Origin of the sequence: Shewanella submarina, from assembly GCF_042646185.1 — a bacterium.
Taxonomy (GTDB): Bacteria; Pseudomonadota; Gammaproteobacteria; order Enterobacterales; family Shewanellaceae; genus Shewanella; species Shewanella corallii.
This window is the reverse complement of record NZ_JBHRTD010000015.1, coordinates 276,712-298,634: the sequence shown is the minus strand read 5'-3', so window position 1 is coordinate 298,634 and position 21,923 is coordinate 276,712. Positions and strand designations below refer to the sequence as shown.

27 protein-coding genes are annotated in these 21,923 nt (G+C 55.7%); 10 read left to right on the top strand and 17 right to left on the bottom strand.

The genetic code is table 11. The features are described 5' to 3' along the window. Window positions 1-10: 10 nt before the first annotated feature. Genes flgH through ACFOE0_RS13155 form a run of 7 tightly spaced genes read right to left on the bottom strand, consistent with a single transcriptional unit; the run spans window position 11 to window position 4,933 of the window. Window positions 11-673: a flagellar basal body L-ring protein FlgH gene (gene flgH, locus ACFOE0_RS13185; protein WP_115136594.1), complete on the bottom strand. Its 663-nt coding sequence runs from the start codon at window positions 671-673 to the stop codon at window positions 11-13. Window positions 674-696: 23 nt separating this feature from the next. Then, window positions 697-1,482, bottom strand: coding sequence for a flagellar basal-body rod protein FlgG (gene flgG / locus ACFOE0_RS13180; protein ID WP_115136593.1), 786 nt, complete (start codon window positions 1,480-1,482; stop codon window positions 697-699). 14 nt (window positions 1,483-1,496) lie between these two features. Beyond that, window positions 1,497-2,234: a flagellar basal body rod protein FlgF gene (locus tag ACFOE0_RS13175; RefSeq protein WP_248936786.1), complete on the bottom strand. Its 738-nt coding sequence runs from the start codon at window positions 2,232-2,234 to the stop codon at window positions 1,497-1,499. 9 nt (window positions 2,235-2,243) lie between these two features. Then, on the bottom strand, window positions 2,244-3,443 hold the full coding sequence (gene flgE, locus ACFOE0_RS13170) for a flagellar hook protein FlgE (protein ID WP_248936787.1): 1,200 nt from the start codon (window positions 3,441-3,443) through the stop codon (window positions 2,244-2,246). Between the two features lie 12 nt (window positions 3,444-3,455). Beyond that, window positions 3,456-4,121 carry a flagellar hook capping FlgD N-terminal domain-containing protein gene (locus ACFOE0_RS13165; RefSeq protein WP_248936788.1) on the bottom strand — a complete coding sequence of 222 codons (666 nt, stop codon included), beginning with the start codon at window positions 4,119-4,121 and terminating at the stop codon, window positions 3,456-3,458. Window positions 4,122-4,130: 9 nt separating this feature from the next. Continuing rightward, on the bottom strand, window positions 4,131-4,550 hold the full coding sequence (gene flgC / locus ACFOE0_RS13160) for a flagellar basal body rod protein FlgC (protein WP_115136589.1): 420 nt from the start codon (window positions 4,548-4,550) through the stop codon (window positions 4,131-4,133). Between the two features lie 32 nt (window positions 4,551-4,582). Continuing rightward, on the bottom strand, window positions 4,583-4,933 hold the full coding sequence (locus ACFOE0_RS13155) for a flagellar basal body rod protein FlgB (RefSeq protein ID WP_248936789.1): 351 nt from the start codon (window positions 4,931-4,933) through the stop codon (window positions 4,583-4,585). Window positions 4,934-5,013: 80 nt separating this feature from the next. Between ACFOE0_RS13155 and flgA the strand changes: the two genes are divergently transcribed. Beyond that, complete coding sequence (flgA, locus tag ACFOE0_RS13150) at window positions 5,014-5,853, top strand: flagellar basal body P-ring formation chaperone FlgA (protein ID WP_248936790.1); 840 nt, start codon at window positions 5,014-5,016, stop codon at window positions 5,851-5,853. On the opposite strand, the gene ACFOE0_RS13145 is transcribed toward flgA, so the two are convergent. Further along, complete coding sequence (locus ACFOE0_RS13145) at window positions 5,854-6,201, bottom strand: hypothetical protein (protein WP_248936791.1); 348 nt, start codon at window positions 6,199-6,201, stop codon at window positions 5,854-5,856. A gap of 157 nt (window positions 6,202-6,358) precedes the next feature. Between ACFOE0_RS13145 and flgM the strand changes: the two genes are divergently transcribed. Both flgM and flgN read left to right on the top strand, forming a co-directional pair. After that, entirely contained in the window at window positions 6,359-6,634 is a 276-nt protein-coding gene (flgM, locus tag ACFOE0_RS13140; RefSeq protein WP_248936792.1) for a flagellar biosynthesis anti-sigma factor FlgM, read from the top strand. A gap of 1 nt (window position 6,635) precedes the next feature. Beyond that, window positions 6,636-7,073, top strand: coding sequence for a flagellar protein FlgN (gene flgN, locus ACFOE0_RS13135; protein WP_115136585.1), 438 nt, complete (start codon window positions 6,636-6,638; stop codon window positions 7,071-7,073). On the opposite strand, the gene ACFOE0_RS13130 is transcribed toward flgN, so the two are convergent. The 8 genes from ACFOE0_RS13130 to ACFOE0_RS13095 are packed head-to-tail and all read right to left on the bottom strand — an operon-like array spanning window position 7,067 to window position 14,691. Further along, window positions 7,067-7,477 (bottom strand): flagellar FliJ family protein, encoded by a 411-nt coding sequence (locus ACFOE0_RS13130; protein WP_115136584.1) that lies wholly within the window; start codon window positions 7,475-7,477, stop codon window positions 7,067-7,069. The two genes, flgN and ACFOE0_RS13130, sit on opposite strands and share 7 nt — an antisense overlap. Further along, a complete protein-coding gene (locus tag ACFOE0_RS13125; protein ID WP_248936793.1) occupies window positions 7,474-8,790 on the bottom strand; it encodes a FliI/YscN family ATPase in 1,317 nt (438 codons plus the stop codon). The genes ACFOE0_RS13130 and ACFOE0_RS13125 overlap by 4 nt, the downstream gene beginning before the upstream one ends. Further along, window positions 8,790-9,500, bottom strand: a complete 711-nt coding sequence (gene fliH, locus ACFOE0_RS13120) for a flagellar assembly protein FliH (protein WP_248936794.1) — start codon at window positions 9,498-9,500, stop codon at window positions 8,790-8,792. Before fliH ends, ACFOE0_RS13125 begins: the two co-directional genes overlap by 1 nt. A gap of 5 nt (window positions 9,501-9,505) precedes the next feature. Further along, complete coding sequence (locus ACFOE0_RS13115) at window positions 9,506-10,492, bottom strand: flagellar motor switch protein FliG (RefSeq protein WP_248937026.1); 987 nt, start codon at window positions 10,490-10,492, stop codon at window positions 9,506-9,508. A 19-nt stretch (window positions 10,493-10,511) separates the two neighbouring features. Then, window positions 10,512-12,185: a flagellar basal-body MS-ring/collar protein FliF gene (fliF, locus tag ACFOE0_RS13110; protein ID WP_248936795.1), complete on the bottom strand. Its 1,674-nt coding sequence runs from the start codon at window positions 12,183-12,185 to the stop codon at window positions 10,512-10,514. A 9-nt stretch (window positions 12,186-12,194) separates the two neighbouring features. Further along, entirely contained in the window at window positions 12,195-12,530 is a 336-nt protein-coding gene (gene fliE, locus ACFOE0_RS13105) for a flagellar hook-basal body complex protein FliE (RefSeq protein WP_115136580.1), read from the bottom strand. A 23-nt stretch (window positions 12,531-12,553) separates the two neighbouring features. Then, complete coding sequence (locus tag ACFOE0_RS13100) at window positions 12,554-13,861, bottom strand: sigma-54 interaction domain-containing protein (RefSeq protein ID WP_283106499.1); 1,308 nt, start codon at window positions 13,859-13,861, stop codon at window positions 12,554-12,556. Beyond that, window positions 13,858-14,691, bottom strand: coding sequence for an OmpA family protein (locus ACFOE0_RS13095; protein WP_248936796.1), 834 nt, complete (start codon window positions 14,689-14,691; stop codon window positions 13,858-13,860). The genes ACFOE0_RS13100 and ACFOE0_RS13095 overlap by 4 nt, the downstream gene beginning before the upstream one ends. A 509-nt stretch (window positions 14,692-15,200) precedes the next feature. Between ACFOE0_RS13095 and ACFOE0_RS13090 the strand changes: the two genes are divergently transcribed. Genes ACFOE0_RS13090 through flhA form a run of 7 tightly spaced genes read left to right on the top strand, consistent with a single transcriptional unit; the run spans window position 15,201 to window position 21,427 of the window. Then, window positions 15,201-16,082: a FliM/FliN family flagellar motor switch protein gene (locus tag ACFOE0_RS13090; RefSeq protein WP_248936797.1), complete on the top strand. Its 882-nt coding sequence runs from the start codon at window positions 15,201-15,203 to the stop codon at window positions 16,080-16,082. After that, complete coding sequence (fliN, locus tag ACFOE0_RS13085) at window positions 16,075-16,422, top strand: flagellar motor switch protein FliN (RefSeq protein WP_115136576.1); 348 nt, start codon at window positions 16,075-16,077, stop codon at window positions 16,420-16,422. The genes ACFOE0_RS13090 and fliN overlap by 8 nt, the downstream gene beginning before the upstream one ends. Continuing rightward, window positions 16,367-17,149 carry a flagellar type III secretion system pore protein FliP gene (gene fliP / locus ACFOE0_RS13080; RefSeq protein WP_248937027.1) on the top strand — a complete coding sequence of 261 codons (783 nt, stop codon included), beginning with the start codon at window positions 16,367-16,369 and terminating at the stop codon, window positions 17,147-17,149. The genes fliN and fliP overlap by 56 nt, the downstream gene beginning before the upstream one ends. 4 nt (window positions 17,150-17,153) lie before the next feature. After that, on the top strand, window positions 17,154-17,423 hold the full coding sequence (locus ACFOE0_RS13075) for a flagellar biosynthetic protein FliQ (protein WP_115136574.1): 270 nt from the start codon (window positions 17,154-17,156) through the stop codon (window positions 17,421-17,423). Window position 17,424: 1 nt separating this feature from the next. Further along, window positions 17,425-18,204, top strand: a complete 780-nt coding sequence (gene fliR / locus ACFOE0_RS13070; protein WP_248936798.1) for a flagellar biosynthetic protein FliR — start codon at window positions 17,425-17,427, stop codon at window positions 18,202-18,204. Next, window positions 18,201-19,331 (top strand): flagellar biosynthesis protein FlhB, encoded by a 1,131-nt coding sequence (flhB, locus tag ACFOE0_RS13065; RefSeq protein WP_248936799.1) that lies wholly within the window; start codon window positions 18,201-18,203, stop codon window positions 19,329-19,331. The genes fliR and flhB overlap by 4 nt, the downstream gene beginning before the upstream one ends. A gap of 14 nt (window positions 19,332-19,345) precedes the next feature. After that, window positions 19,346-21,427 (top strand): flagellar biosynthesis protein FlhA, encoded by a 2,082-nt coding sequence (flhA, locus tag ACFOE0_RS13060; RefSeq protein WP_248936800.1) that lies wholly within the window; start codon window positions 19,346-19,348, stop codon window positions 21,425-21,427. Window positions 21,428-21,543: 116 nt separating this feature from the next. On the opposite strand, the gene ACFOE0_RS13055 is transcribed toward flhA, so the two are convergent. Further along, window positions 21,544-21,915 (bottom strand): YybH family protein, encoded by a 372-nt coding sequence (locus ACFOE0_RS13055; protein ID WP_248936801.1) that lies wholly within the window; start codon window positions 21,913-21,915, stop codon window positions 21,544-21,546. Window positions 21,916-21,923 lie beyond the last annotated feature (8 nt).

The following is a 21,923-nucleotide window of genomic DNA, read 5'->3' as shown; positions in this document are numbered from 1 at the left end:
AAATCTCTTATCACAGTGGGAACCAGGGGCTGTTGAAGTAACGGGCTGCCCAGCCCATGGCATTGCTGTCAGCAATGGCACCCTGACCACCATAAATAATCCGTGCATCGGCGATGCGCTGGGAGGAGATGGTGTTGTCGTTATCAATATCTTCGGCGCGGATAAGTCCCAGCAGGCGCAGATATTCGTCACCCTGGGTCAGGCGCAGCCACTTTTCGCCACGGATCAGCAACACACCGTTGGGCATCACCTTGGCCACTGTCACCGTGATGGAGCCGGTCAGCTGGTTTTGCTGGGTGGTGGAACCCGCACCGTTGAAGCCACGACTGATTGAACCATCACCACTGGCCGCCAGACTGCCACCATCACTGCTCCCCTGAATGCCCATGGACATATCCTGAGACTTGCTGGTCTGGGTGTTGGCGCGCTTACTGGAGTAGGTTTTCTCCTCCAGATTAACGGTGAGGATATCCCCCTCGCGAAAAGCCCGCTTGTCCTTGAACAGAGTAAGCATATAGCCGGGACGATAGACGCTGCCGTCTTTGGCTTCCGGCAGGGTGTAGTCTATGGTCGGCGGTGCCCAGTCCCGGGTTCCCGGCTTCTGCTCCGGCTCGGGCAGATGGGAGGCACAGCCCCCCAGCATGAGTAATATCAAGAGTCCAATCAGTCGCATATCTGTACCTTGGCTGCCAGTGCTTACAGTGACTGGTTGAGGAACTTGAGCATATCGTCGGAGGCGGACACCACTTTGGCGTTCATCTCATAGGCGCGCTGGGTGGAGATCATCTCGACCATCTCTTCCACCACATTAACGTTGGCCCCTTCCAGAGCGCCCTGGCGCAGCTGTCCCAGCGCTTCGTCACCGGGAATACCTTCAATGGCGGCGCCGGACGCATCGGTTTCCCGATACAGGTTGTTGCCACGAGCTTCCAGACCGGCAGGGTTGGTGAAGTGAGCCAGAGTGATCTGTCCCAGCTCCTGAGCTTCCGCCTGTCCCGCCAGCTGGGCGCTGACGATACCGTCTGTGGCTATGGTGATAGTCAGGGCATCTTCCGGGATCTCGATATTGGGAACCAAAGGCAGACCCTGAGAGGTCACCATCAGGCCATCGGCGTTACGGTAGAACTGACCGTCGCGGCTGAAAGCCAGATCGCCATTGGGCTCTTCCACCTGGAAGAAACCCTGACCCTCAATGGCCAGATCCAGTTGCTGGTTGGTGGTCATGATATCGCCGCCGGTAAATACCTTCTGGGTGCCCGCGACCCGGGTACCTGTACCCAGCTGCAAACCTGCCGGCAGTTGATTCAGCTCATCTACCTGACCGCCGGGTTGGCGCTGCGTTTGGTAGAAAAGGTCATTAAAGGCCACGCGATCACGCTTAAAGCCTGTGGTATTGACGTTGGCGAGGTTGTTGGCAATGGTCGTCATCTTGACGTCCTGAGCGGTCAAACCTGTCTTACTGACCCAAAGTGCGCTGTGCATTCTCTCTATTCCTTTTAAGCGTCGCGCAGCAGACGGTTACCGGCATCGGCCAGCTTCTCTGCGCTTTTCATCAATTTCACCTGAACTTCGAACTGGCGAGTCAGGTCCATGGCGGCGATCAGTTCGCTGACCGCTTCGACATTGCTGCTCTCCAGTACGCCTGAGTCCACCTGTACCTGATCGTTGGCTGCGGCCAGTTCGTTACCATCGATACCATAGAAAAGACCATCTTCCGCTTTGCGGATATCGGCATTTTCCGGGTTGACCAGTTTGAGCTGCCCCACCTCTTCAATCACGCCACCGGCATCGGGCAGAACTGAAACCATGCCCTGATCACTGATAAACAGATCTCTGTATTCCGGCAGTACGATAGGGCCGTCGATACCCACCACCGGACGACCATCTATGGTCAGCTGACCATTGGCGTCGGCCACCAGACCGCCGTGGCGGGTGTAGGCTTCGCCATCCTGGGTTTGCACTGTGAACAGGCCGTTGCCACGAATCGCCAGATCCAGATCCCGGCCCGTGGGATTGGCAACCCCGGCAGCGCCGGAGAAGCCGCTGTCCTGAGTGTGAGCCAGAACCCGGGTGGGCAGGGCGGCTGCCACAGTATCGACCCGCATGGCAGCAACACGTTCCAGATCGGCCTTAAAGCCTGGGGTATCTGCGTTGGCCAGGTTATGAGCGCGAATGGTCTGGGCTTCCATAATGCGGCTGGCACCCTGAGCCGCTGTGTAGAGCATCTTGTCCATAACTGACCGTTAGATTGCGTTCAGCAGCGCTTGCTGCATGGTGGAGTTGGTATCCAGCACCTTGGCGTTGGACTGGTAGTTACGCTGGGCCGTCATCAGACTCACCATCTCGGCTGTAGTGTCGACGTTGGAGCCTTCAAGGTAACCGCCTGTGATTGAACCCAAAGTGCCTGAGGCCGGCGCCCCGGTTACCGCCTGACCGGCTGCCGCAGTCGCCACCCAGGCGTTATTGGACACAGGGGTCAGGCCGTTGGGGTTATTGAAGTCAGCCAGTACCACCTGTCCCTGCAGTTGCTCCTGGCCATTGGTGTAAGTGCCGTAGATCATGCCGCTGTCATCCAGACGGATACCGTTCAGCTCACCGGCTGTGTAACCGTCCTGGCTCAGGCTGGAGTTGTTGTAGTCGGCGGCATACTGGGTGCAACTGTCGTAGTTCAGTGCCAGTTGCAGGTTCTCTGCGCCCGCTGTGCCGGGAATGGTCAGGTTCAGGTCGCCACCTGTGGCCAGCTTGCCCTTGCTGTCGAAGCTAATCGGGTGACCACCGGCTGGGCCCACTTCCGCGCCGTTCATCATGTAGTGAACATTCCAGCTATTGTCGCCGGTTTTCACATAGTACTGGGTCAGAGCATGCTCATTACCCAGAGAGTCGTACACAGTCACTGTGCCGGAAGAGTGGAAGCTGCCCGGATCGTTTGCGTCGAAAGGGGTAACCGCCGGGTCGATGGCGTCGACTCTTGCATCCAGATTGGATACCTGACCAATCTCAGTGGTGGCCTTGGCTGGCAGCGAGCCAGTCTGAATCTGCAGGTCGCTCATATTGCCGTTCTGCAGCTGACCACCTGCACCCACTGCATAGCCCTGCAGACGATTACCGGCCGGATCTGTGATAAAGCCCAGCGCATCCTGGCTGAACATACCAGCGCGGGAGTACATCTTGGTGCCGTCGGTGGCATTGAGAACGAAGAAGCCTTCGCCCTGGATACCCATGTCCAATTGGCGACCTGTATAGGTGAGAGAGCCGCCCATGGAGAAGTTCTGACTGGTGTTGGCCACGTTTACACCGCCCGGGTTTCCGCCGTTATAGATGGCTGCAAACTCGCTGCGACCACCGCGGAAACCCACAGTAGAGGAGTTGGCGATATTGTTGGAGATGGTGTTCAGATCCTGGCTGGTGGCCTGCAGACCGCTCAGGGCAATATTGAAAGACATGGGCTTATCCTTTTAAGAAACTTCAGAAATATCGAGAACAGAGACAGTGCCGAGACCGTGGCCCATTTCGGCCATCATCATGCCCTGGGCGCTGATAAAGTGAATTTTGGTAATGGGGGCAGACAGGAAGCTCTTGGCTTCGATGGATTTCTCCCCCTCTTTGGCGGCCACTTTCAGCTCATATTCACCTTTGGGCAGACCCAATGCTTCGGGATCTATGGTGAAGGGGATATCGCCCTTTTCCTGGCTGCCCAGTGTGATGGTGCTGACAGTTTCTCCCTGCTCATTCACCAGCTCGATATCAAGCGACTCTACCGAGTGTTCCAGATAGATTTTGCCGTCTACGGCTTCGCTATCCAGCTCAAACTCAGTGGCCGGAACCATAGCTTCCTTACCGATCAAAGAGGCGGACTGCACTACGCCCAGGTTCTCCATCATCATCATCTGAGTGGTCTGGTTCTGGCGCATATGCTCCAGACTTTCAACCTGGGAGAAGGTGGCCAACTGGCTGACATACTCGTTGGCGTCCATGGGGTTGGTGGGGTCCTGATTCTGGATCTGGGCGATCATCAGAGTCATAAATTCATTCTTCAGCGAGGCGGCATCATTGGCATTGGGAGTGACTGTATTACTGCCCTGAGGATTGGATGCGGCGTCGGCCTGGAGTTGTACTGACATGGTGCGTCCTTACTTGTTGCCCAGCTGCAGCAGACCCTGCTGCATGCTGCGGGCCCGATTCATGATTTCAACACTGGTCTCGAAGGCGCGACTGGCGGCCATCATATCCGCCATCTCTTCCATAGTGTTGACGTTGGAATAGGCCACATAGCCCTTCTCGTCGGCGAAAGGATGGTCCGGTTCGTAACGCATCTGCAGCGGTGCATCGGCTTCCACTATGCCGGCCACTTCCACGCCTGCACCCGGCGTTTTACCTTCGGCCACCTGGTTGTAGCTGGTGGAGAAAACCGGCTTGAGGGCGCGATATGCCTGCTCCGGAGACTCGGCTGCCACGCCTGCGTTGGCCAGGTTACTGGCCACAGTGTTGAGGCGTACTGTGTGGGCAGTCATCGCACTGCCGGAAATCGAATAAATCTCATTGAACGACATCTTGGTTGCTTACCTTAGGTCCTTGGATTGGGTTACTTGCCTTCGATGGCGCCGCGGATACCGCTGATCTTCATATTCAAGAAGGTCAGACTGGTCTGAAAGTCCATGGCGTTCTGGGAGAATCTGGCCTGTTCGGCGCCCAGCTCAACAGTGTTGCCGTCGGCGCTGGCCTGATGGGGAACGCGGTAGCCTGTCTGGTATTCGCGGGACATGGGCATACCGGCATTCAGGCCTGTCATCAGAGCTGAAAAATCCAGGTCTTTGGCCTGATAGCCCGGGGTTTCGGCATTGGCCAGGTTGCTGGCGAGGATCTTGCTGCGCTCGACCCTGAAGTCCAGCAGCTGGGGGTGTACCCCGAGTGCTTCATCAAGCTTGATAGTCATCTGTGCTCCCAGTAAGGTATGTCGGCATTTTCAGTTCTGATACCAAATAGCGTGCCAATTTATTAAGTTGATTAAATACAATGAGTTATAGTTTTTTGCTCAGGTTTGGCGGAACCGACTTTTCCCGTTTCCGGGCCACTGCTTCCGGCCTTTGTTTCCCCGTGTCTGCCCCGGCAATATCCCGGGGCTGCCTGTTATTCACTGTCCTGCTATTGATGGTGTTTTTGGTGCCGGGCAGGGCGCTGGCGGCTGAGCTGAAACAGCAAGGCGGCAATCCGGTTGAACAACTGCAGCAGCAAAGTGAGCGGCACTTGCTTAAGCGACTGCAACACTGGTGTCGAAGCGTGGGACTGCAGCCGTTGAAAACCCGGGTGGAAGTGAAGTTGCCATCAGGGGTTTCCAGACTTCCTCGCTGTGAGCAGGCGCCTGATGTTGAGACAGTGTCCGACTCGGCAGCCCTGTGGGGACAGATCTCCCTGCGGGCAGAGTGTCACTCGCCACAATGGCAGCTGGTACTGAGAGCTCAGGTGGAAGTGGAGGCAAACTTACCTGTATTGAGGTCGGCGAAACGCCGGGGCGATGTGATTACAAAGGCGGATACTGTTTGGCAATGGCAAACACTTAGCGCATCAGATCGAGGTTTGGTTACCAGAGAGACTCAATTACTGGGTAAACAGGTGGTCAGACGCATCAGAGCCGGGACACCGATCAAACTCAAACAGCTGGAATCTGCCGATTGGGTCACAGCCGGGCAGCAGGTGGTTATTGAGGCAAAAAGTCCCGGATTTGTCGCCAGAATGCAGGGGCAGGCACTGGAAAATGGCAGTGAAGGCGAGGCGATTCGGGTGAAGAACCTGAGTTCCGGTAAGGTGATTACCGCTTATCCCATTGCCCCGGGTGTGGTGGAAACCCGGTTTTAACTAATGGTTGGCTGCGAGTGCCATGCCTATGACCAATACCAAAATGATCCCGGCTATGGTGAACTCTCTAATCCTTTTCAAACGATGCTTGAAGCTTTGCAATTGAGGGTCGTCGATTGCTGCCAGCCTTCCTTCCCTGAAAGAATTAATCAGCAACAGTCTTGTCCAGAAACCATAACCACCGGGAGAGCTCCACTTCGTCATTTGGTAGTTGCGTTCCGCTTGACTCACAAGTAACTGCCACTCATCCGGGTGGTGAGTTTTCAGATAATCCAATGCAGCCCCGGTGACTCGATAGTTCAACAAGATATTCAGTGCCAGCACTGAGGTGGTTATGAGTATCAACATGTCTTTTTCTGTGTTCACTCTGGCTGATGACATCAGCTTAGCAGTCGGAGTTGTGCTTTGCTGTTCAATAAGATGGCGGAAAATTGACTTCCGTCATTTCAGTTACTCCGAGCTGCGGTCGTTTTAACCGGATAGAAGCGTATAACGGAGACCACTGATGGAAATCAGAAAGACAAGTACCCCACAGGTGACTCTGGTCAACAGCCAGAAATCTGCCGCTCCCCAGCAGGCCAAAGCCGAGGTGAAAACCGCCGGAAATGAGCCGGCCGTGAGCCCGGACTGGCACCTGTTGGAGCAGGGCCATGAAGAGCTGAAAAGTACCAGTGACTTTGATGCTGATAAGGTCGCCACCCTGCGTCAGTCATTGAAAGATGGCTCTTTTGATCTGGATGTCGGCCTGATTGCCGGCGCCATGCTGCGTCAGCACGGCTGATATGGCGGGCAAGAAAGAGCTGCTGCAGGCACTGATCCGCGGTATTCGCCGGGATTTGGCCGATTATGCCCGGTTGCAAGAGCTGCTTACCGCCCAGCGTCAGTTAATGCTGGGGCGTGATAACGACGGGTTGGTTGAGCATAATCGCGTGCAGGATCAACTGGTGGCGCAGCTTGCCCAAAGTGCATCACAGCGCAGTCAGTTGCTGCAGCGCATTGGTGTGACAGCCGATGCCGCCGGGGTGGAAAAGCTACTCAAGGCTATGCCTGCGTCAGTGGCCGGTCAGGTGCAGACAATGTGGCAGCGATTAATGGCACTGGGCGCTGAGTGCCAGGCGGCCAATGAGCAGAATGGTCGATTACTGGTACGTCAGCAGGAGCTGATCAGAGATCTGCTGCAACAGTCTCCCTCTTCTCAAACTTCCTCTTTGGGCTACTGACGGAAACGGCTGTGCCCGGCCAGATCATCCGTCACCTTTTGTTCCTGGCGGGCCTGCAGTTGTTGCAGTGCCTGCTTTTTTTGTTCTACCAGCCAGTTTAACCCCTGCCAGCGTCCCAGCTGGGCCTGCCACAATTTCTCCAGCCTTTGCTGTTCCAGAATCGTCAGTGCCAATTGGCGCTCCAGGGCCTTATCCATTGGCTGCAGTTGATTACACATCTGCTGCTGGTTTTGCCACAGCAGGGCATTAGCGTGATCGCCACCCTGATACTCCAGGCTTAATTGGCGCAGGGTGTCCAGTTGGTGTTGTAACTGCGAGACCTTGTTGCCCAGCTCCCGACGGCGTTCACCCAGCTGTCTCAGCTTGTCCTCTTCCCGCTCTGAAAGGCGTTGTATGGCGTTCATCTGTGACCTATCTGCTCCAACAGTTGCTGCAGCTGTTCAAGGCTGGCGCTGGTGGTGTGGCACTCCTGGGTGCCCTGTTTAAGAAAATCCGCTATGGATGGATAGGCGCTGACGGCCATATCCAACTGAGCATCCTGACCCGGCTGATAGCCACCAAGGGGCAATAGCTCCCTTACTTCCTGATAGCGGCCCAGTAACTGTCTCAGGGCAGAGATGGCATTGAGCTGTGCCTGAGGCGCGATTTGTGAGGCCAGACGGCTGACCGAGGCGTTGATATCCAGTGCCGGGAAGTGCCCGGCTTCAGCCAGTTTACGGCTCAGTACAAAGTGACCATCCAGAATCGCCCGTGCGGCATCGGCAACCGGATCACTGGGGTCGTCACCCTCGGCCAGCACAGTGTAGAAGGCGGTCAGGGTTCCCTGGGGATGGCTGCCATTGCCTGCCATTTCCACCAGTGATGGCAGCTGGGCAAAAGCGGAAGGCGGATAGCCCTTGGTCGCCGGTGGCTCACCCATGCTGAGGGCGATTTCGCGCTGGGCCTGAGCATAGCGGGTGAGGGAATCAACCAGCAGCAGCACCTGCTTGCCTTCATCCCGGAATTGACAGGCGATTTGGTGGCACAGGCGCATGGCCCGCAGCCGCATCAATGGTGGAGTATCCGCCGGGGCGGTAATCACGACAGCGCGGCGACGTCCCTCTTCACCCAGAGACTGTTCGATAAACTCCCGGACTTCCCGGCCCCGTTCACCAATCAGGCCAACCACCACCACATCGGCTTCGGTAAAGCGGGTCATCATGCCAAGCAGCACACTTTTACCTACACCGGGTCCGGCAAACACCCCCAGTCGCTGGCCCCGGCCCACAGGCAGCAAAGCATTGATTGCTCTGACGCCCACATCCAGAGGCTGACAGATAGGTTGACGTTGCAGGGGATTGGGCGTTTGCCTGGAGGGAGTGACCTGATGAACCGCTGACAACGGCCCCAGCCCATCCATGGGTTCACCCAGACCGTCCAGTACCCGTCCCAGCAGGCCGGGTCCCACAGGAACCCGGTAGCTGGCCTCTATGGGCATGACCCGGGCGCCTGGCATCAGGCCCGTGGTGTGGGATATTGGCATCAGACAAAGGGTATCGCCGTGGAATCCCACCACTTCAGCTTCGACATATTCGCCATCACGACACTCAACCAGCGCTCTGTCGCCCGTTCCCAGACGACAACCTACGGCTTCCAGCAGCAGGCCATTAACCCGGGTGAGACGACCATAAAGGCGGGCGACCGGGACACTGGGCCAGTCGTACAGCTCGGCTGTCATCAGGCGCCGACTCCGGCTTCTGTTTGTCTGGCAAGGTGCGCTTCAACCTGATCCATACAGGTATCCAGTCTGGTTTCCACCGAAGCATCGGCGTCGCATTGATCGCTGATAACGCGGCAGCCACCCTGACTGATGCTGGCATCTGCCACCAGATGCCAATCTTTGATCTTCTCCGGCGCCAGTTGCTCCAGCTCGTTAACGGCTGCAGGCTGCAGGTGGATACGGATATCTTTGGCATTGGCGGGCAGGGCAGACAGTGTCTCCTCCACCAGGGCGATAATCTGTTGTGGCTGCAGGGTCAACTCGCAGCGGATCACCTGATGGGCAACCCGGCGAACCAGATCCACTATCAGTTGCTGTTGCTCCAGCACCTGCTGTTTGTGACCCTCTTCCAGCAGGGCTTTAAGCGCGCTGATTGGGGTGATGATCTCATTCAGCTGCTGATCGATATCCATCTTTCCCTGCTGCTGACCTTCGACACGTCCCTGATGGAAACCGGCGGCATAGCCTGCCCGTTTACCCTCTTCTTCACCGTTTTGACGTCCGGCTTCATAGCCCTGACTGACGCCTTCGTCATAACCTTTGTCGAAGGCCTGCTGATAATCCTGCCAGTCTCCGGCGTCGGCTTCACCTGCTTCTCTGACTTGCAAGGGGGCGAACTGGTGACGGCGGGCAAAGGTGCCATTCAGGCGCCAGCGTGTTGATTCCATAGTGTTTACTCCACTACCTGTTCTTCAAACAACTGCAGCTCAATTTTGCCTTCGGCCATCATATCCTTGGCGATCTCCATAATCTGGCGGCGGGCTTCATTGGCCTGACTCAGCGGCACAGCCCCCAGGGCTTCAACCTGGGTTTCAATGGCGGAGGACATACGTTTGGGCAGGGCGCCCAGCAGGGTACGCTTGAGTTCTGTTTCTATGCCTTTAAGCGCCAGCGCCAGGGTCTCGGCATCGACTGCGCCAATAATCTCCTGCAGCACTTCAGGTTTCTGGCGACCCAGAATAATGAAGTCGAACATATTGTCGGCCACTTCGCTGGCCAGTTTTCTATCGTGCATGCGGATCAGCTGCATCAGCTGCTCGCGGTCACCCTCAAAGCGGTTGAGAATGTCGGCCACCTGACGCACACCGGATACCTGAGTGTGGCTCTTTTCCATTGCCATCAGCATGCAGCGTTCAACCAGTTGACGCAGTTCATCTACCACGTCTCTGTCCAGCTCGCCCAACTGGGCGATACGCACCAGAATTTCGTCCTGGTTAATCTGGGGCAGGTGCTGCAGTACCTGAGCGGCAGTTTCCGGTGGCAACAGCCCCAGCATCACGGCCTGCAGCTGCACGTGCTCATGAAGCAGTTCCCGGGCCAGCAGTTTGGCGTCTACCCACTCCAGGCGTTTCACCAGGGTTTTGATCTCATCGCCATAGATGCTGTCGATCAGGCTCTTGGCGACCCTGTCCCCCAGTGCCAGATCCAGTGTCTTTTGCAGGTAAGTGCGGGAGGCTCTGGCAATACCGGCCTGCTCCTCGTAGCGACCGAAGAAGCGGTTGAGCACAGCTTCGGCTTCCTGTTGGGTGGTGGATGACAAACGGGCCATTTTATAGCTCAGATGCTCCACATCATGGCGGTCCAGGTGGGCCATCACTTTGGCGGCTCCCTCTTCGCCCATACTGAGCAGCAGCATGGCTGCCTGCTCCATATTGTCCATCTTGATGTTCAGCAGTTCGTCATTCACTGTCTTTATCTCTTATCCAATGGCTGATCACTTCGGCCACGCGAGCCGGTTCTTCGTTGGCCAGCAGGCCCAGGTGCTGCATCTTCACTGTCAGCGGGGAGCCCGGCGGTGGCAGTGACTGTGCCAGAGCGGTTTGCATTGAGTGTTGCTCGGGAGCCGGCAGGCTGCTGTAGTCATGCTGCTCTTCGGCGTCGGCAGCTACGGCTTCCACCTTTTCGGTCAAAGCGCCCTGAGGCTGAGGTGCTGCCCCGGCGCTGGTGGTGCGAACCAGATGGGTGACCAGGGGACGCAGAACAAACAGGATCAGACCCAGACCCAGCAGGCCACCGATCAGGTATCTCAGGTACGCCTGATAATCCTTGGTTTGCCACCATGGCAGAGGTTCAAACACCACCTCTTTGGCGGGCAGGAAGGCGAAGTTGCTGATACTGAATGAGTCACCACGGGTGGTGTCAAAGCCGATGGCATCCTTCACCATGGTGGTGATCTGCTCCAGCTGCTGAGGTTGCCAGCCCTGTTCACCGGCAACGCTGTTGTTGACCAAAACCGATACCGACAGTTTCTCAAGCTGCATCTGCTGGAAACGTGTATGACGAACCGAGCGGCCCACGGCGTACTGGCGGTTTTCCTGCTGACTCAGGTTGCGGCTGTTGTTGTTATCTTCACCTGTTGCAGTGGCTGGCTGATTGCTCAGTGCGCCTGGAATACCCAGACCCAGTGAGTTATTGGTTTCATTGGTTTTGACATTTTCCTGGGTGACTATGGATTGGGGATCCAGAGATTCCCGGGTCTCCTCAACCTGATTGAAGTTCACCATGGCGGCAACCTGGACCTGGTAGTTTCCGGCGCCCAGTATCGGGTCCAGCATGCTTTCGGCACGGGTTACCAGGCTTTGCTCCAGCTCCTGGGTGTAGTTCAGCTGCTTGTCTCTGGCCTGGGTGATGTCCTGATTGGAGGTGACATCGGCGCTGAGGAAGTTACCCGCCTGATCCACTATCTGTACCAGGTCCGGGGTCATGCCGGTTACGCTGCCAGCCACCAGGTTGGCGATGGCGGTGATTTGGGCTTCCTGCAGTTTGGCACCTGCATAGAGCTCCAGCAGCACAGAGGCAGTTGGTTTTTCAGGCTCGGCGCGGATAAACAGGGTGCGTTTTGGAATGGCCAGATGAACCCGGGCATGACGCACTGGCTCCAGTGCCATAATGGTGCGCGACAGTTCCCCTTCCAGGCTGTGACGATACTTGGCCTGCTCCATAAACTGGCTGGTACCCAGGGCTGCATCACCCAGAGCTTCCATACCCGATGGCACCTGAGCTTTTACGCCGCGGGCAGCCAGCAACATACGGATTTCTCCCAGTTGATCTTCCCGCACCAGGATCTGGCCTGTGCTGGCATCCAGCTGATAGTTCAAACCCTCGGTATCCAGCACTTCGATAATCTGGGCTGAATCGATCTTCTCCTGATGACCATAGAGGGGGCGGTAACCCTGAGAGCTGGTCCACAGCAGCAGCACGATAACGCAGGCCACTACTGACGCCAGAATAGCCAGTGCGATAACCTGTTGGTCGCCCTTGGTAAAGCGCTGAAGCTTCTGTTTAACCGTCTTCAAGCCTGCGCCGGTATCGGCGGGGAAAGCGGGTTGGGAGTGGGTTAAGCTAGTTGACATGGGGCTTCCTTAAATCGGCATCTTCATCACATCATCAAATGCCTGAACCAGGCGGTTTCTTATCTGCATCAGGGCGGCAAAGGAGAGGCTGGCTTTCTGTGAGGCCACCATGGCGCCCACCAAATCATCGCTTTCGCCTGTGTCCACGGCCCGTGTCATGGCTCCGGAAACCAGTTGGTCCTGGTTTACCGCCGACACCTTCTGCTTCATCAGATCTGAGAAGGAAACCGTGACAGCCTGCTCGGCAAATATGTTGGACGGTTTAATGGCGCCTTTGGCCAGTTCCTGGTGGACCTGCATGGTCTGCAGCATATCCGTCGCTGTGGTATTCAGGGGGAGAGACATATTGGCTTCCTTTGCGATTGGGATCAGGCGGCCTGACGCGCCTGTTCAAGCAGTTGGTCTATATCTATGCCGGCATCGCGCATCTGGGCCAGCTTGTATCTCAGCGCACGGGTGGTCATGCCCAGCGCGTCGGCGCTGCGAGCCCTGTGACCGGCGAAGCGCTTGAGCGTATCGATAACGTATTGGAATTCTGCGTGTTTCTTTGAGGCTTTCAGGCCTTCACCCGGAGCGGCATCCGTCGCTACAGGCTGATGTATGGCATCACACTGGATACCCAGCTCTGCCGCCTGCAGTGCCTGACCATGGCGCAGCACCAGGGCACGCTGGATGGTGTTTTCCAGCTCCCGCACATTGCCGGGCCATTGGTGGCTGAGCAGCAGTTGTCTGGCGGCATCGCTGAAGTAGCACTCCTGTCCTTGAGTCAGGTGTTGGTAGCGCTGAATAAAATGTTCCGCCAGCGGAAGAATATCTTCCTTCCGCTCCCTCAGCGGGCGAATGTTCAGGGGTAACACATCGAGTCGGTAGAAGAGGTCTTCGCGGAACTGTCCTTGTTGCACCGCCTGACGCAGGTCTCTGTTGGTGGCGGCGATGATACGAATATCCAGACAGATGGTTTTATGGCTGCCAACCCGTTCGATTTCCCGCTCCTGCAGTACCCGCAACAGTTTGGCCTGCAGCATCAGTGGCAGTTCGCCAATCTCATCCAGCAGCAGGGTGCCGCCGTTGGCCAGCTCAAATTTACCGGGCTGATCATGGCTGGCACCGGTAAAGGCACCTTTGACATGACCAAACAGCACGGACTCCAGGATCTGCTCTGGAATGGCGGCGCAGTTAACGGCGATAAAGGGTTTGTCGTTGCGGTTGGAATGGCGATGAATATAACGGGCCAGAGGTTCTTTACCTGTGCCGCTCTCACCGGTCAGCAATACACTGGCATCGGCAATGGCGGCTCTGTGAGCTAGCATCAGCAGCTGTTTACTCACCGGGGAGGCAGCGACCAGGCTTTGGTCAGTTTGTTCCAGTCGACGCAGGCGCTGTACCAGATTCAGCAGTTGTACTTCATCCAGCGGCAACAGCAGGTAATCCTGGGCTCCACAGCCCATGGCGGCGCTGGCCAGCTCCGACTGTTCAGGGTTTAGCAAGGCAACCAGGTTGCGGCTGCGGATCTGCTTAAGCTGACCCGGAACCTGTTCCAGCTCGGCCCGGGACAGATCAACAAAGGTCAGCCAATTGCCCTGGGCTGAATCGTCCAGCACAAATCCCTGAGCTTCAAGAGCGTGACGACAATTGTCTGAAATCAGTGTGCTGCAGCCGGAGATTTTGACTCTCATTGTTTCTCTCCCCCAATCGCTTTAACCAGTCTGATTGTGACTCTGCGGTTGAGTACCCGGCCGTTTTCAGAACTGTCTGAGGCGATGGGCTTACGGTTACCGTGATGGAATACCTGCAGTTTGTTTGCATCGATACCCAGTTCAATCAGGCGGGAGGCAACATTCTCGGCCCGCTCCTGGCTCAGTACCAGATTGGACAGGCGGTTGCCGCTGGCGTCGGCGTGACCATCGACCAGGACGCCTGTGATGCTGCCATCGGCTTTGACATACCTGGCGATAGCTCTCAGATCCTGCTCGGCATCGGCACTCAGCAGAGAGGAGGACGTCCCAAAGCGAATTTCTCTTTGTCTTACGTATTCAAATGGTTGCGGTAAAAGTGCGCGGCGGCACTGTCGAAATGCCTGCAGGGATTCGCTGACATTGACCGGGGGAATTGTGAGGCGATAGCTGAGCTTGTCGGACTGTCTGATATCCAGTTGCCAGCTGTAACCCTGCTCCAGGGCTTCGATAAACTGCTCCAGCACCGAACCTTTGGCCTGGGCTCTGTGTTGGTGCCAGAACATTTCTGTGTAAATTTGCGGGCGGGTGTTTGTATTCCAGCTTGAATCAACCACGCTGGCGGTGGTGGTGCTTGCGTTACTTAACCAATCAGCATCCAGCTGAAGTGCCGGTCTGACACCTGGTTCCATGCGCAGTGCCAGACGGCCGAAGCCGGTGATCTCCTGAGACAGTTCGCAACCAAATGCATCACCATTAAATTGCCATTTCACCTGTTCAAGAGGCGTTTGATAACGAGTCGGCTCAGCATGTGCAAAATTAATAAGTAACATGCTTGATATAATTGCGCTGAATAAATAACAAACGGCCGGCATGATAATAATCATCCTTAAGTTAATCGTGTATAACAGGATATTTTTAAATGTTTTTATTAGGTTTTTTATTATCTTGAAGTCGGGTTAAAAAATATTTAGCATCTGGCGGAAACCGCCGAAGTAAATAAAGTCGGCACAAATTAGCTTAACCGGTGATATGGTGTCAACATCTATCAATGCCGCGTCATTACTGGGTTTTGGTGTCAATAAACTGTCATTTTTTTAGCGTGCGTCAAATAAAAATCCTGCATATATATTTACTGGCTTTGGTGATTAAAAACTGCGCTAAATATAAAAATATTAATCAGTCGATTAAAGTTTCGATTAATTTTGGTCGCTTCTAATTGAACTTTGGTTTATTAATGTGCACGACTTTTATGGCGCATTTTTTAATGACAATAAATTGTCGTCTGTCAAAAAAGTGAATTAATAACTTAATTCAAAAAACTGAATTTCGGGGCAACAGGATGAAAACTACTGCCAAAGCGAAGGTGCTGCCTTCCGACAGTCAAATAACGGTGAGATCCGTGGATTTGGTACAGGAGAAGCTGGCACGCAGTCGACTGCTACTTGAGCTTGAACAGGGTCAGCAGCGTCTTTGCAGCAACATCAATCAGGTTCTCAAGCCTTTTATGCGCCAGGGCGGAGCCGGTATTCAGCGGGTGTCGCTGGATCCAGAAGCCCGCAGTGTCCATGCCTGCCATGAGCATGTGTGGTTCTCTTTGAGTCAGCAACGCCGGGTGCTGGCGGTGTGGCGAATTGACCGCTGCACGCTGGAACAGCTGGCCAGCAGCAATTATGGCGGCCAGTCCGGTCATCTTTTCTCGCCACTGCGCTCACCCACTCAATCCGAATTCAGGCTGGGGCTGAAACTACTGAAAGCTGCCCTGGCGACCATGCCCCTCCCGCCACTCGATTTTGACAACCTTCAGCTGGAACTGATGTCCGCCGGACTGCCGCTGGAAACCGCCGCCTGTTGGCAACTGACGTTCGCCGACGATTACCCGGTTGCGCCCATGCTGTTTGCGATGACAGACCATCTGCTGAATCTGCTGACCGGTCCGGCCACGTCTCACCAGGTAGCGGATGATCTCGCTGCCCGACTGGAGCAGAGGTTGATGCAGATCCCGGTGCAGATGAAGCTGGAGGTTGGCCGTCAGCACCTGCCGGTTGATTCTTTATCACAGCTGAGTGTGGGGGATGTATTGCCTCTGACTCTGCACCGTCGTTGTCCAGTTTCTCTGGGCCAACGTCCCCTGTTTTATGCCAGTGTTCATGCCCACGAGGGGCAGCTGGTCGCCCGTTTGAATCAAGATGCTTACCAAGAAGAGGATGTAGCCCGTGTCTGAGCAAGCCCTGTTAAATGACGACGATTTCCTGCTGGATGACGAACTGTTTGCCGAAGAGGCTCCGGTGGCCAGAAGCAAGCCCAGCCGCGGCATGTCGTTCTTCAATCAACTGCCGGTGCAGGTCAGCCTGGAGCTGGCCAGCGCGGAGATGTCTCTGGGTGAACTGACCCGTCTGGGTCAGGGTGATGTGGTGACCCTGGATCGTATGGTTGGCGAACCACTGGATATCCGGGTGAACGGCGCTCTGTTGGGACGCGGTGAAGTGGTCGAAGTTAACGGCCGCTATGGTGTGCGCTTGCTGGAGGTTGAGGCCGGTGGCATTGCCGCAATGCAAGATTAATCCGCTCTGGGCTGTGCTGCTGATCTTGTTGGCGGCCTTTCCTGCTCAGGCAGCAGATGGTTTAACACTGCTGACTTTGGGGCAGGGCGACGAGTCTCAGAAGGTCAACATCAAACTGGAGATTCTGGCACTGATGACAGTGCTGGGATTTCTGCCTGCCATGTTGATGATGATGACCTGCTTTACCCGCATCATTATTGTACTGGTGATCCTGCGTCAGGCCCTTGGCCTGCAGCAGAGTCCTCCCAACAAGGTGCTGATTGGCATCGCTCTGGTGCTGTCTATGTTTATCATGCGCCCGGTCGGGGAAGAGATTTATCAGAACGCCTATTTGCCCTATGACGCGGGCCAGATTGAGTTACCTGAACTGGTGACCCGGGCAGAGGTTCCTTTGCGGGGCTTTATGCTGGCTCAGACCCGGGAGACAGATCTGGAACAGATGCTGAAGGTTGCCGATGAGCCGGTCAATTTGAAGCCTGACGAGATCCCTTTCTTTGTGCTGCTGCCTGCCTTTGTGTTGTCAGAACTGAAAACCGCATTCCAGATTGGCTTCCTGCTTTACCTGCCATTTTTGGTGATCGATCTGGTGGTGGCCAGTGTGCTCATGTCCATGGGTATGATGATGCTGTCCCCCTTGATTATCTCCCTGCCTTTTAAGCTGATGGTATTTGTGCTGGCCGATGGCTGGTCGATGACGGTCGGCACTCTGACCGCCAGTTTTGGATAGCGCCATGGAATTGATGGAAATTACCACCTTCTTCTCCGACGCCATCTATTTGGTGGTGATGCTGGTATTAGTGCTGATTGTGCCCGGCCTGATTATTGGTCTGATAATCGCTGTGTTTCAGGCGGCGACTCAGGTGAATGAACAGACCCTCAGCTTTTTGCCCAAGCTGGTGCTGACCCTCCTGATGGTGATCTTTGCCGGACAGTGGATACTGCAGCAGCTGCTGGATCTGTTTGATCGCCTGTTCCACAGTATCCCCCATGTGATCGGTTGATATGCTGAGCCTGACGAGCGCCGAGATAACCCAGTTTATTGGTACCTTCTGGTGGCCCTTCTGTCGCTTGATGGGGGCCTTTGTCATGATGCCCTTTCTCGGACATGTGCATATCCCGGCGACAGTTAGAATTTTGCTGGCTTTTATGATGGCGGCACTGCTTGGGCCAACACTGCCGCCCCCGCCGCAGGTGGATCCTGTATCCCTGGCTGCCGTGTGGCTGGTGACCGAGCAGATACTGATTGGCTTTATGCTGGCGCTGTTTCTGACCCTGATGATCCATGTGATGACCCTGCTGGGCGCCATGATGTCGATGCAGATGGGGCTTGCGATGGCCTTGGTGAATGACCCCGGCAGCGGCAGCAGTGAGCCGATTCTGGGGCAGATGTTTTTGATGTACGGCACCTTGCTGTTTCTGGCACTGGATGGTCACCTGGTGGCTATCGGCGTGGTGGTGGACAGTTTTCACCTCTGGCCCGTGGGGCAGGGGATTTTTGCCTTGCCTTTGATGGGCTTGGTGGAGCGCTTTGCCTGGATGTTCGGTGCGGCGTTTATGCTGGCGCTGCCGGCGGTACTGGCGATGTTGGTGGTTAACCTGACTTTCGGGGTGCTGAACCGTTCCGCCCCGTCCCTGAATATCTTCTCTCTGGGTTTTCCTATGGCAATGATCATGGGCCTGCTGTGTGTATTGCTCTCTTTTTCCGGTTTGCCGACCCGCTACTCGGATATCTGTTTGCAGGCACTGCAATCCATGTATGAGTTTATCGGGGGGACGCCATGAGCCAGCAAAGCGGCGCCGATAAAACAGAACAGGCCACGCCCCAGAAACTGCGTAAAGCCAGAGAGCAGGGGCAGGTGCCCCGCTCCAAAGATCTGGCATCCAGCGCCCTGATTATCGGTTGTTCTCTACTGCTGTTTACCAGCGCCGACTGGTTTGCAGCTGGCATAAGAGAGATGGCGGCCCACAATATGATGCTGACCCGGGAGGAGCTGGATACCCCGGGGATGATGATGCGGCATGCGGGCCAGAGCCTGCTGGCCATGTTGCAGATACTCGGTCCGCTGTTTTTAATGGTACTGCTGTTGGCCCTGGTGTCAGGCGCACTGCCCGGGGGACCTGTGTTGAACCTGACCCTGGTGGGCTTTAAAGGCAGTCGTATCGACCCGATCAAGGGGCTGGGGAAACTCTTCTCTACCCGCTCTTTGGTGGAGCTGCTTAAATCTGTGCTTAAGGTGAGTTTGCTGCTCACCATCATGTGGTTGTTCCTGTCCCATAACCTTACCTATCTGCTCAATATCAGTCAGCTGCCGGTGGACGAAGCAGTTTCCCGTGGGGTTGAGTTGATCAGTCTGGCACTTATGTATCTTGGTGCCGGGCTGCTGTTTATCACTCTGATTGATGTGCCTTACCAGTACTGGCAGCACAAGAAAGAGCTGAAGATGACCAAGCAGGAGGTGAAGGATGAGCACAAGCAGATGGAGGGTAAGCCGGAGATTAAAGCCAAAATCCGTGCCCTGCAGCAACAGATGGCCCGTTCCCGTGCCGAGGTGTCTGTGCCTCAGGCAGATGTGATTCTGGTAAACCCTACCCATTATGCGGTGGCGCTTAAGTATGACCCCAAGCGTGCCGAAGCGCCTTTCGTGATTGGTAAAGGTGTAGATGAAGTGGCTCTGTATATGCGGGAGCTGGCCCGTCGACACCAGGTCGAGATTGTGTCGGCTCCGCCTCTGGCCCGGGCCGTGTACCACTCAACCCAGATTGAACAGCAGATCCCTGCAGGTCTGTTTATGGCTGTGGCCCATGTTCTGCACTATGTGTTGCAGATCCGCGCCGCCAGACAGGGTAAGTCGGCGATGCCGTCACCCCTGCCGAATTTCGATATCCCTTCCCATTTGCGGAAAGACTAGAGGAAGCCTGACCGATGAATTGGTTCAGAAGTACATTTGCCGATAACCGGGCTTTTATGGCCATTCCAGTGATGTTGCTGGCTATTCTGGCCATGATTATTCTGCCTTTGCCGCCCTGGCTGTTGGATATTCTGTTCACCTTCAACATAGTGTTGGCCATTATGGTGCTGCTGGTGAGCGTGTCGATACGAAGGCCGCTGGACTTCTCTGTCTTCCCGACCTTGCTGTTGTTGGCAACCCTGATGCGTTTGACCCTGAACGTGGCATCGACCCGGGTGGTGTTGATTGAAGGCCATCAGGGGGGAGACGCTGCGGGTAAGGTGATTCAGGCCTTTGGTGAAGTGGTGATTGGCGGCAATTACGTCGTGGGTGCTGTGATCTTCCTGATCCTGATGATTATCAACTTTGTGGTGATCACCAAGGGTGGCGAACGTATCTCTGAGGTATCAGCCCGCTTTACTCTGGACGCCCTGCCGGGTAAGCAGATGGCCATTGATGCCGACCTGAATGCCGGAGTGTTGAACCAGGAGCAGGCCCGCAAACGCCGTCAGGAAGTGACCCGGGAAGCGGATTTTTACGGCTCTATGGATGGTGCATCCAAGTTTGTCCGGGGCGATGCCATTGCCGGTTTGTTGATTCTGGCGATCAACATTATTGGTGGTATCTGCATCGGTATCTTTATGCACGATCTGGATGCCTCTCAGGCGTTCAAGACCTATATCCTGCTCTCTATCGGTGATGGTCTGGTGGCTCAGATCCCATCTTTGCTGCTGGCGACGGCTGCCGCAATTATCGTGACCCGGGTGTCCGACTCGGAGGAGATGCCCGCCCAGTTTGGCCAGCAGCTGTTGGCCAACCCCAAGACCATAGCCACAGCGGCGCTGGTGATGGCGGTACTGGGGCTGGTGCCCGGCATGCCTGCGTTGGTTTTCCTGAGTTTTGCCATGGTGTTGGGCTTTGTTGCCTGGAAACAGATGGGGGCAGAGCAGACCAAACCCGAGCCGGAACTGGAGCTGAAAACAGAAGCCGCCGTGGCCGAGCCAGCCGCCCCAAGCTGGGATGCGCTGCCTTACACAGATCTGGTGGAGGTCAGCCTGGGGTATCGTTTGGTGCCTCTGGTGGAGCGGACCAAGGGAGCCGAGCTGCCCAAGCGACTGACAGGCATTCGTCGTACTTTGTCTGAGCAGGCGGGCTTCCTGCTGGCAGAGGTGAGAGTCAGGGATAACCTGTCGCTGCCCCCCAATAAGTATCAGATCAATCTGATGGGGAATCCGGCGGGTAGCGGTGAACTGGAGCCGGACAAACTGCTGGCTATCAAGAGTGGTCAGGTATTCGGTGAGTTGGATGGCATTATCACCCGGGATCCCGCTTATCAAATGGAGGCGGTCTGGATTGACCCTGACCATAAATCCCGGGCCCTGAATCTGGGCTACTCAGTTGTGGATAACGCCACAGTGATTGCCACTCACGTATCCAAGCTGATGCGGGAGCAGCTGTCCGATATGTTGCAGCATGATGATGTGGTGGCACTGTCTGAACGTCTTGGGCGTTTATCTCCCAAGTTGGCGGAAGCGCTTGGACTGGCGCTTACGCCAATCCAGCAGTTGCGGGTGTTTCGATTGTTGTTGCGGGAGCAGGTTTCTCTCAAGGATATACGCACCATTGCCACCACTTTGTTGGATTGCAGCGAGAACACCAAGGATCCGGTATTGCTGGCGGCTGACGTACGTTGCGCCCTGAGGCAGAACATAGTGCATCAGATTGCCGGTGACTCCAGCCCGTTAAGAGTGATGACTCTGGCTCCTGAGCTGGAGCGTACCCTGATAACTGCACTGAATCAGGCGCAGCAGGCGGGTAAGGTGTCGCTGGACAGTTTCCCGGTTGAGCCGGCGCTGCTGGCTCAATTGCAGCAGAAGATGCCTGTGATGCTGGCGCAGGCCCGGGCTGAAGGGCATCACCCAATGCTTTTGGTTCCGCCTCAGTTGCGTCCTTTGCTGGGACGTTATGCGCTGGCCTTTGCCAGAGGTCTGAATGTGCTTTCCTACAATGAGATCCCTGAAAGCCGGGACCTGCAGGTGGCGGGTCAGCTGGGGTAATTCGGCATAGCGGAATACCAAAAGAGACAGGCACTGCCTGTCTCTTTGCTTTTGGCCATGACTTTTGATCATTACTTTTGGTTATGTTTTTTGCTTATGTCCGGGTCGCTTGGCGTTTAACGCTCACCCAGCACTTCAAATTCGTCATACACCAGTCTGGCAGTGCCGTCAGACTGCAATTGCCAGTGTTCCTTATGCACTACTCCGTAGGCCTTGTTCATGGTCCAGCTTGACGTCAGCAGATAGCCATCTTCACCTTCTGCACTCCACTCCATCTGAGTGTATTCCACATCCTTAAAGCCCTGATCGATAATCTGTTGCCAGAATGCCTGTATCTGCTCCTTTCCTGTGAATTCACCGAAAGGTTTGGCGAGCATGGTGCAGCCCTCTTCATAACAGGCCGCGCAGCCTGCTGCATCCTGACGGTTGAAGGCGTCTTGCCAGGCTTTGATACCCGCCTGACAGGTGGTGAGTACTGATGATGTCATGGTGTGTT

Excerpts from the sequence above, each read along its gene's own strand:
- flgH (WP_115136594.1), bottom strand. The coding sequence starts at position 673 with ATGCGACTGATTGGACTCTTGATATTACTCATGCTGGGGGGCTGTGCC.
- flgG (WP_115136593.1), bottom strand. The coding sequence starts at position 1,482 with ATGCACAGCGCACTTTGGGTCAGTAAGACAGGTTTGACCGCTCAGGAC.
- ACFOE0_RS13175 (WP_248936786.1), bottom strand. The coding sequence starts at position 2,234 with ATGGACAAGATGCTCTACACAGCGGCTCAGGGTGCCAGCCGCATTATG.
- flgE (WP_248936787.1), bottom strand. The coding sequence starts at position 3,443 with ATGTCTTTCAATATTGCCCTGAGCGGTCTGCAGGCCACCAGCCAGGAT.
- ACFOE0_RS13165 (WP_248936788.1), bottom strand. The coding sequence starts at position 4,121 with ATGTCAGTACAACTCCAGGCCGACGCCGCATCCAATCCTCAGGGCAGT.
- flgC (WP_115136589.1), bottom strand. The coding sequence starts at position 4,550 with ATGTCGTTCAATGAGATTTATTCGATTTCCGGCAGTGCGATGACTGCC.
- ACFOE0_RS13155 (WP_248936789.1), bottom strand. The coding sequence starts at position 4,933 with ATGACTATCAAGCTTGATGAAGCACTCGGGGTACACCCCCAGCTGCTG.
- flgA (WP_248936790.1), top strand. The coding sequence starts at position 5,014 with ATGAGTTATAGTTTTTTGCTCAGGTTTGGCGGAACCGACTTTTCCCGT.
- ACFOE0_RS13145 (WP_248936791.1), bottom strand. The coding sequence starts at position 6,201 with ATGTTGATACTCATAACCACCTCAGTGCTGGCACTGAATATCTTGTTG.
- flgM (WP_248936792.1), top strand. The coding sequence starts at position 6,359 with ATGGAAATCAGAAAGACAAGTACCCCACAGGTGACTCTGGTCAACAGC.
- flgN (WP_115136585.1), top strand. The coding sequence starts at position 6,636 with ATGGCGGGCAAGAAAGAGCTGCTGCAGGCACTGATCCGCGGTATTCGC.
- ACFOE0_RS13130 (WP_115136584.1), bottom strand. The coding sequence starts at position 7,477 with ATGAACGCCATACAACGCCTTTCAGAGCGGGAAGAGGACAAGCTGAGA.
- ACFOE0_RS13125 (WP_248936793.1), bottom strand. The coding sequence starts at position 8,790 with ATGACAGCCGAGCTGTACGACTGGCCCAGTGTCCCGGTCGCCCGCCTT.
- fliH (WP_248936794.1), bottom strand. The coding sequence starts at position 9,500 with ATGGAATCAACACGCTGGCGCCTGAATGGCACCTTTGCCCGCCGTCAC.
- ACFOE0_RS13115 (WP_248937026.1), bottom strand. The coding sequence starts at position 10,492 with ATGGACAATATGGAGCAGGCAGCCATGCTGCTGCTCAGTATGGGCGAA.
- fliF (WP_248936795.1), bottom strand. The coding sequence starts at position 12,185 with ATGTCAACTAGCTTAACCCACTCCCAACCCGCTTTCCCCGCCGATACC.
- fliE (WP_115136580.1), bottom strand. The coding sequence starts at position 12,530 with ATGTCTCTCCCCCTGAATACCACAGCGACGGATATGCTGCAGACCATG.
- ACFOE0_RS13100 (WP_283106499.1), bottom strand. The coding sequence starts at position 13,861 with ATGAGAGTCAAAATCTCCGGCTGCAGCACACTGATTTCAGACAATTGT.
- ACFOE0_RS13095 (WP_248936796.1), bottom strand. The coding sequence starts at position 14,691 with ATGTTACTTATTAATTTTGCACATGCTGAGCCGACTCGTTATCAAACG.
- ACFOE0_RS13090 (WP_248936797.1), top strand. The coding sequence starts at position 15,201 with ATGAAAACTACTGCCAAAGCGAAGGTGCTGCCTTCCGACAGTCAAATA.
- fliP (WP_248937027.1), top strand. The coding sequence starts at position 16,367 with ATGGTGTGCGCTTGCTGGAGGTTGAGGCCGGTGGCATTGCCGCAATGC.
- ACFOE0_RS13075 (WP_115136574.1), top strand. The coding sequence starts at position 17,154 with ATGGAATTGATGGAAATTACCACCTTCTTCTCCGACGCCATCTATTTG.
- fliR (WP_248936798.1), top strand. The coding sequence starts at position 17,425 with ATGCTGAGCCTGACGAGCGCCGAGATAACCCAGTTTATTGGTACCTTC.
- flhB (WP_248936799.1), top strand. The coding sequence starts at position 18,201 with ATGAGCCAGCAAAGCGGCGCCGATAAAACAGAACAGGCCACGCCCCAG.
- flhA (WP_248936800.1), top strand. The coding sequence starts at position 19,346 with ATGAATTGGTTCAGAAGTACATTTGCCGATAACCGGGCTTTTATGGCC.
- ACFOE0_RS13055 (WP_248936801.1), bottom strand. The coding sequence starts at position 21,915 with ATGACATCATCAGTACTCACCACCTGTCAGGCGGGTATCAAAGCCTGG.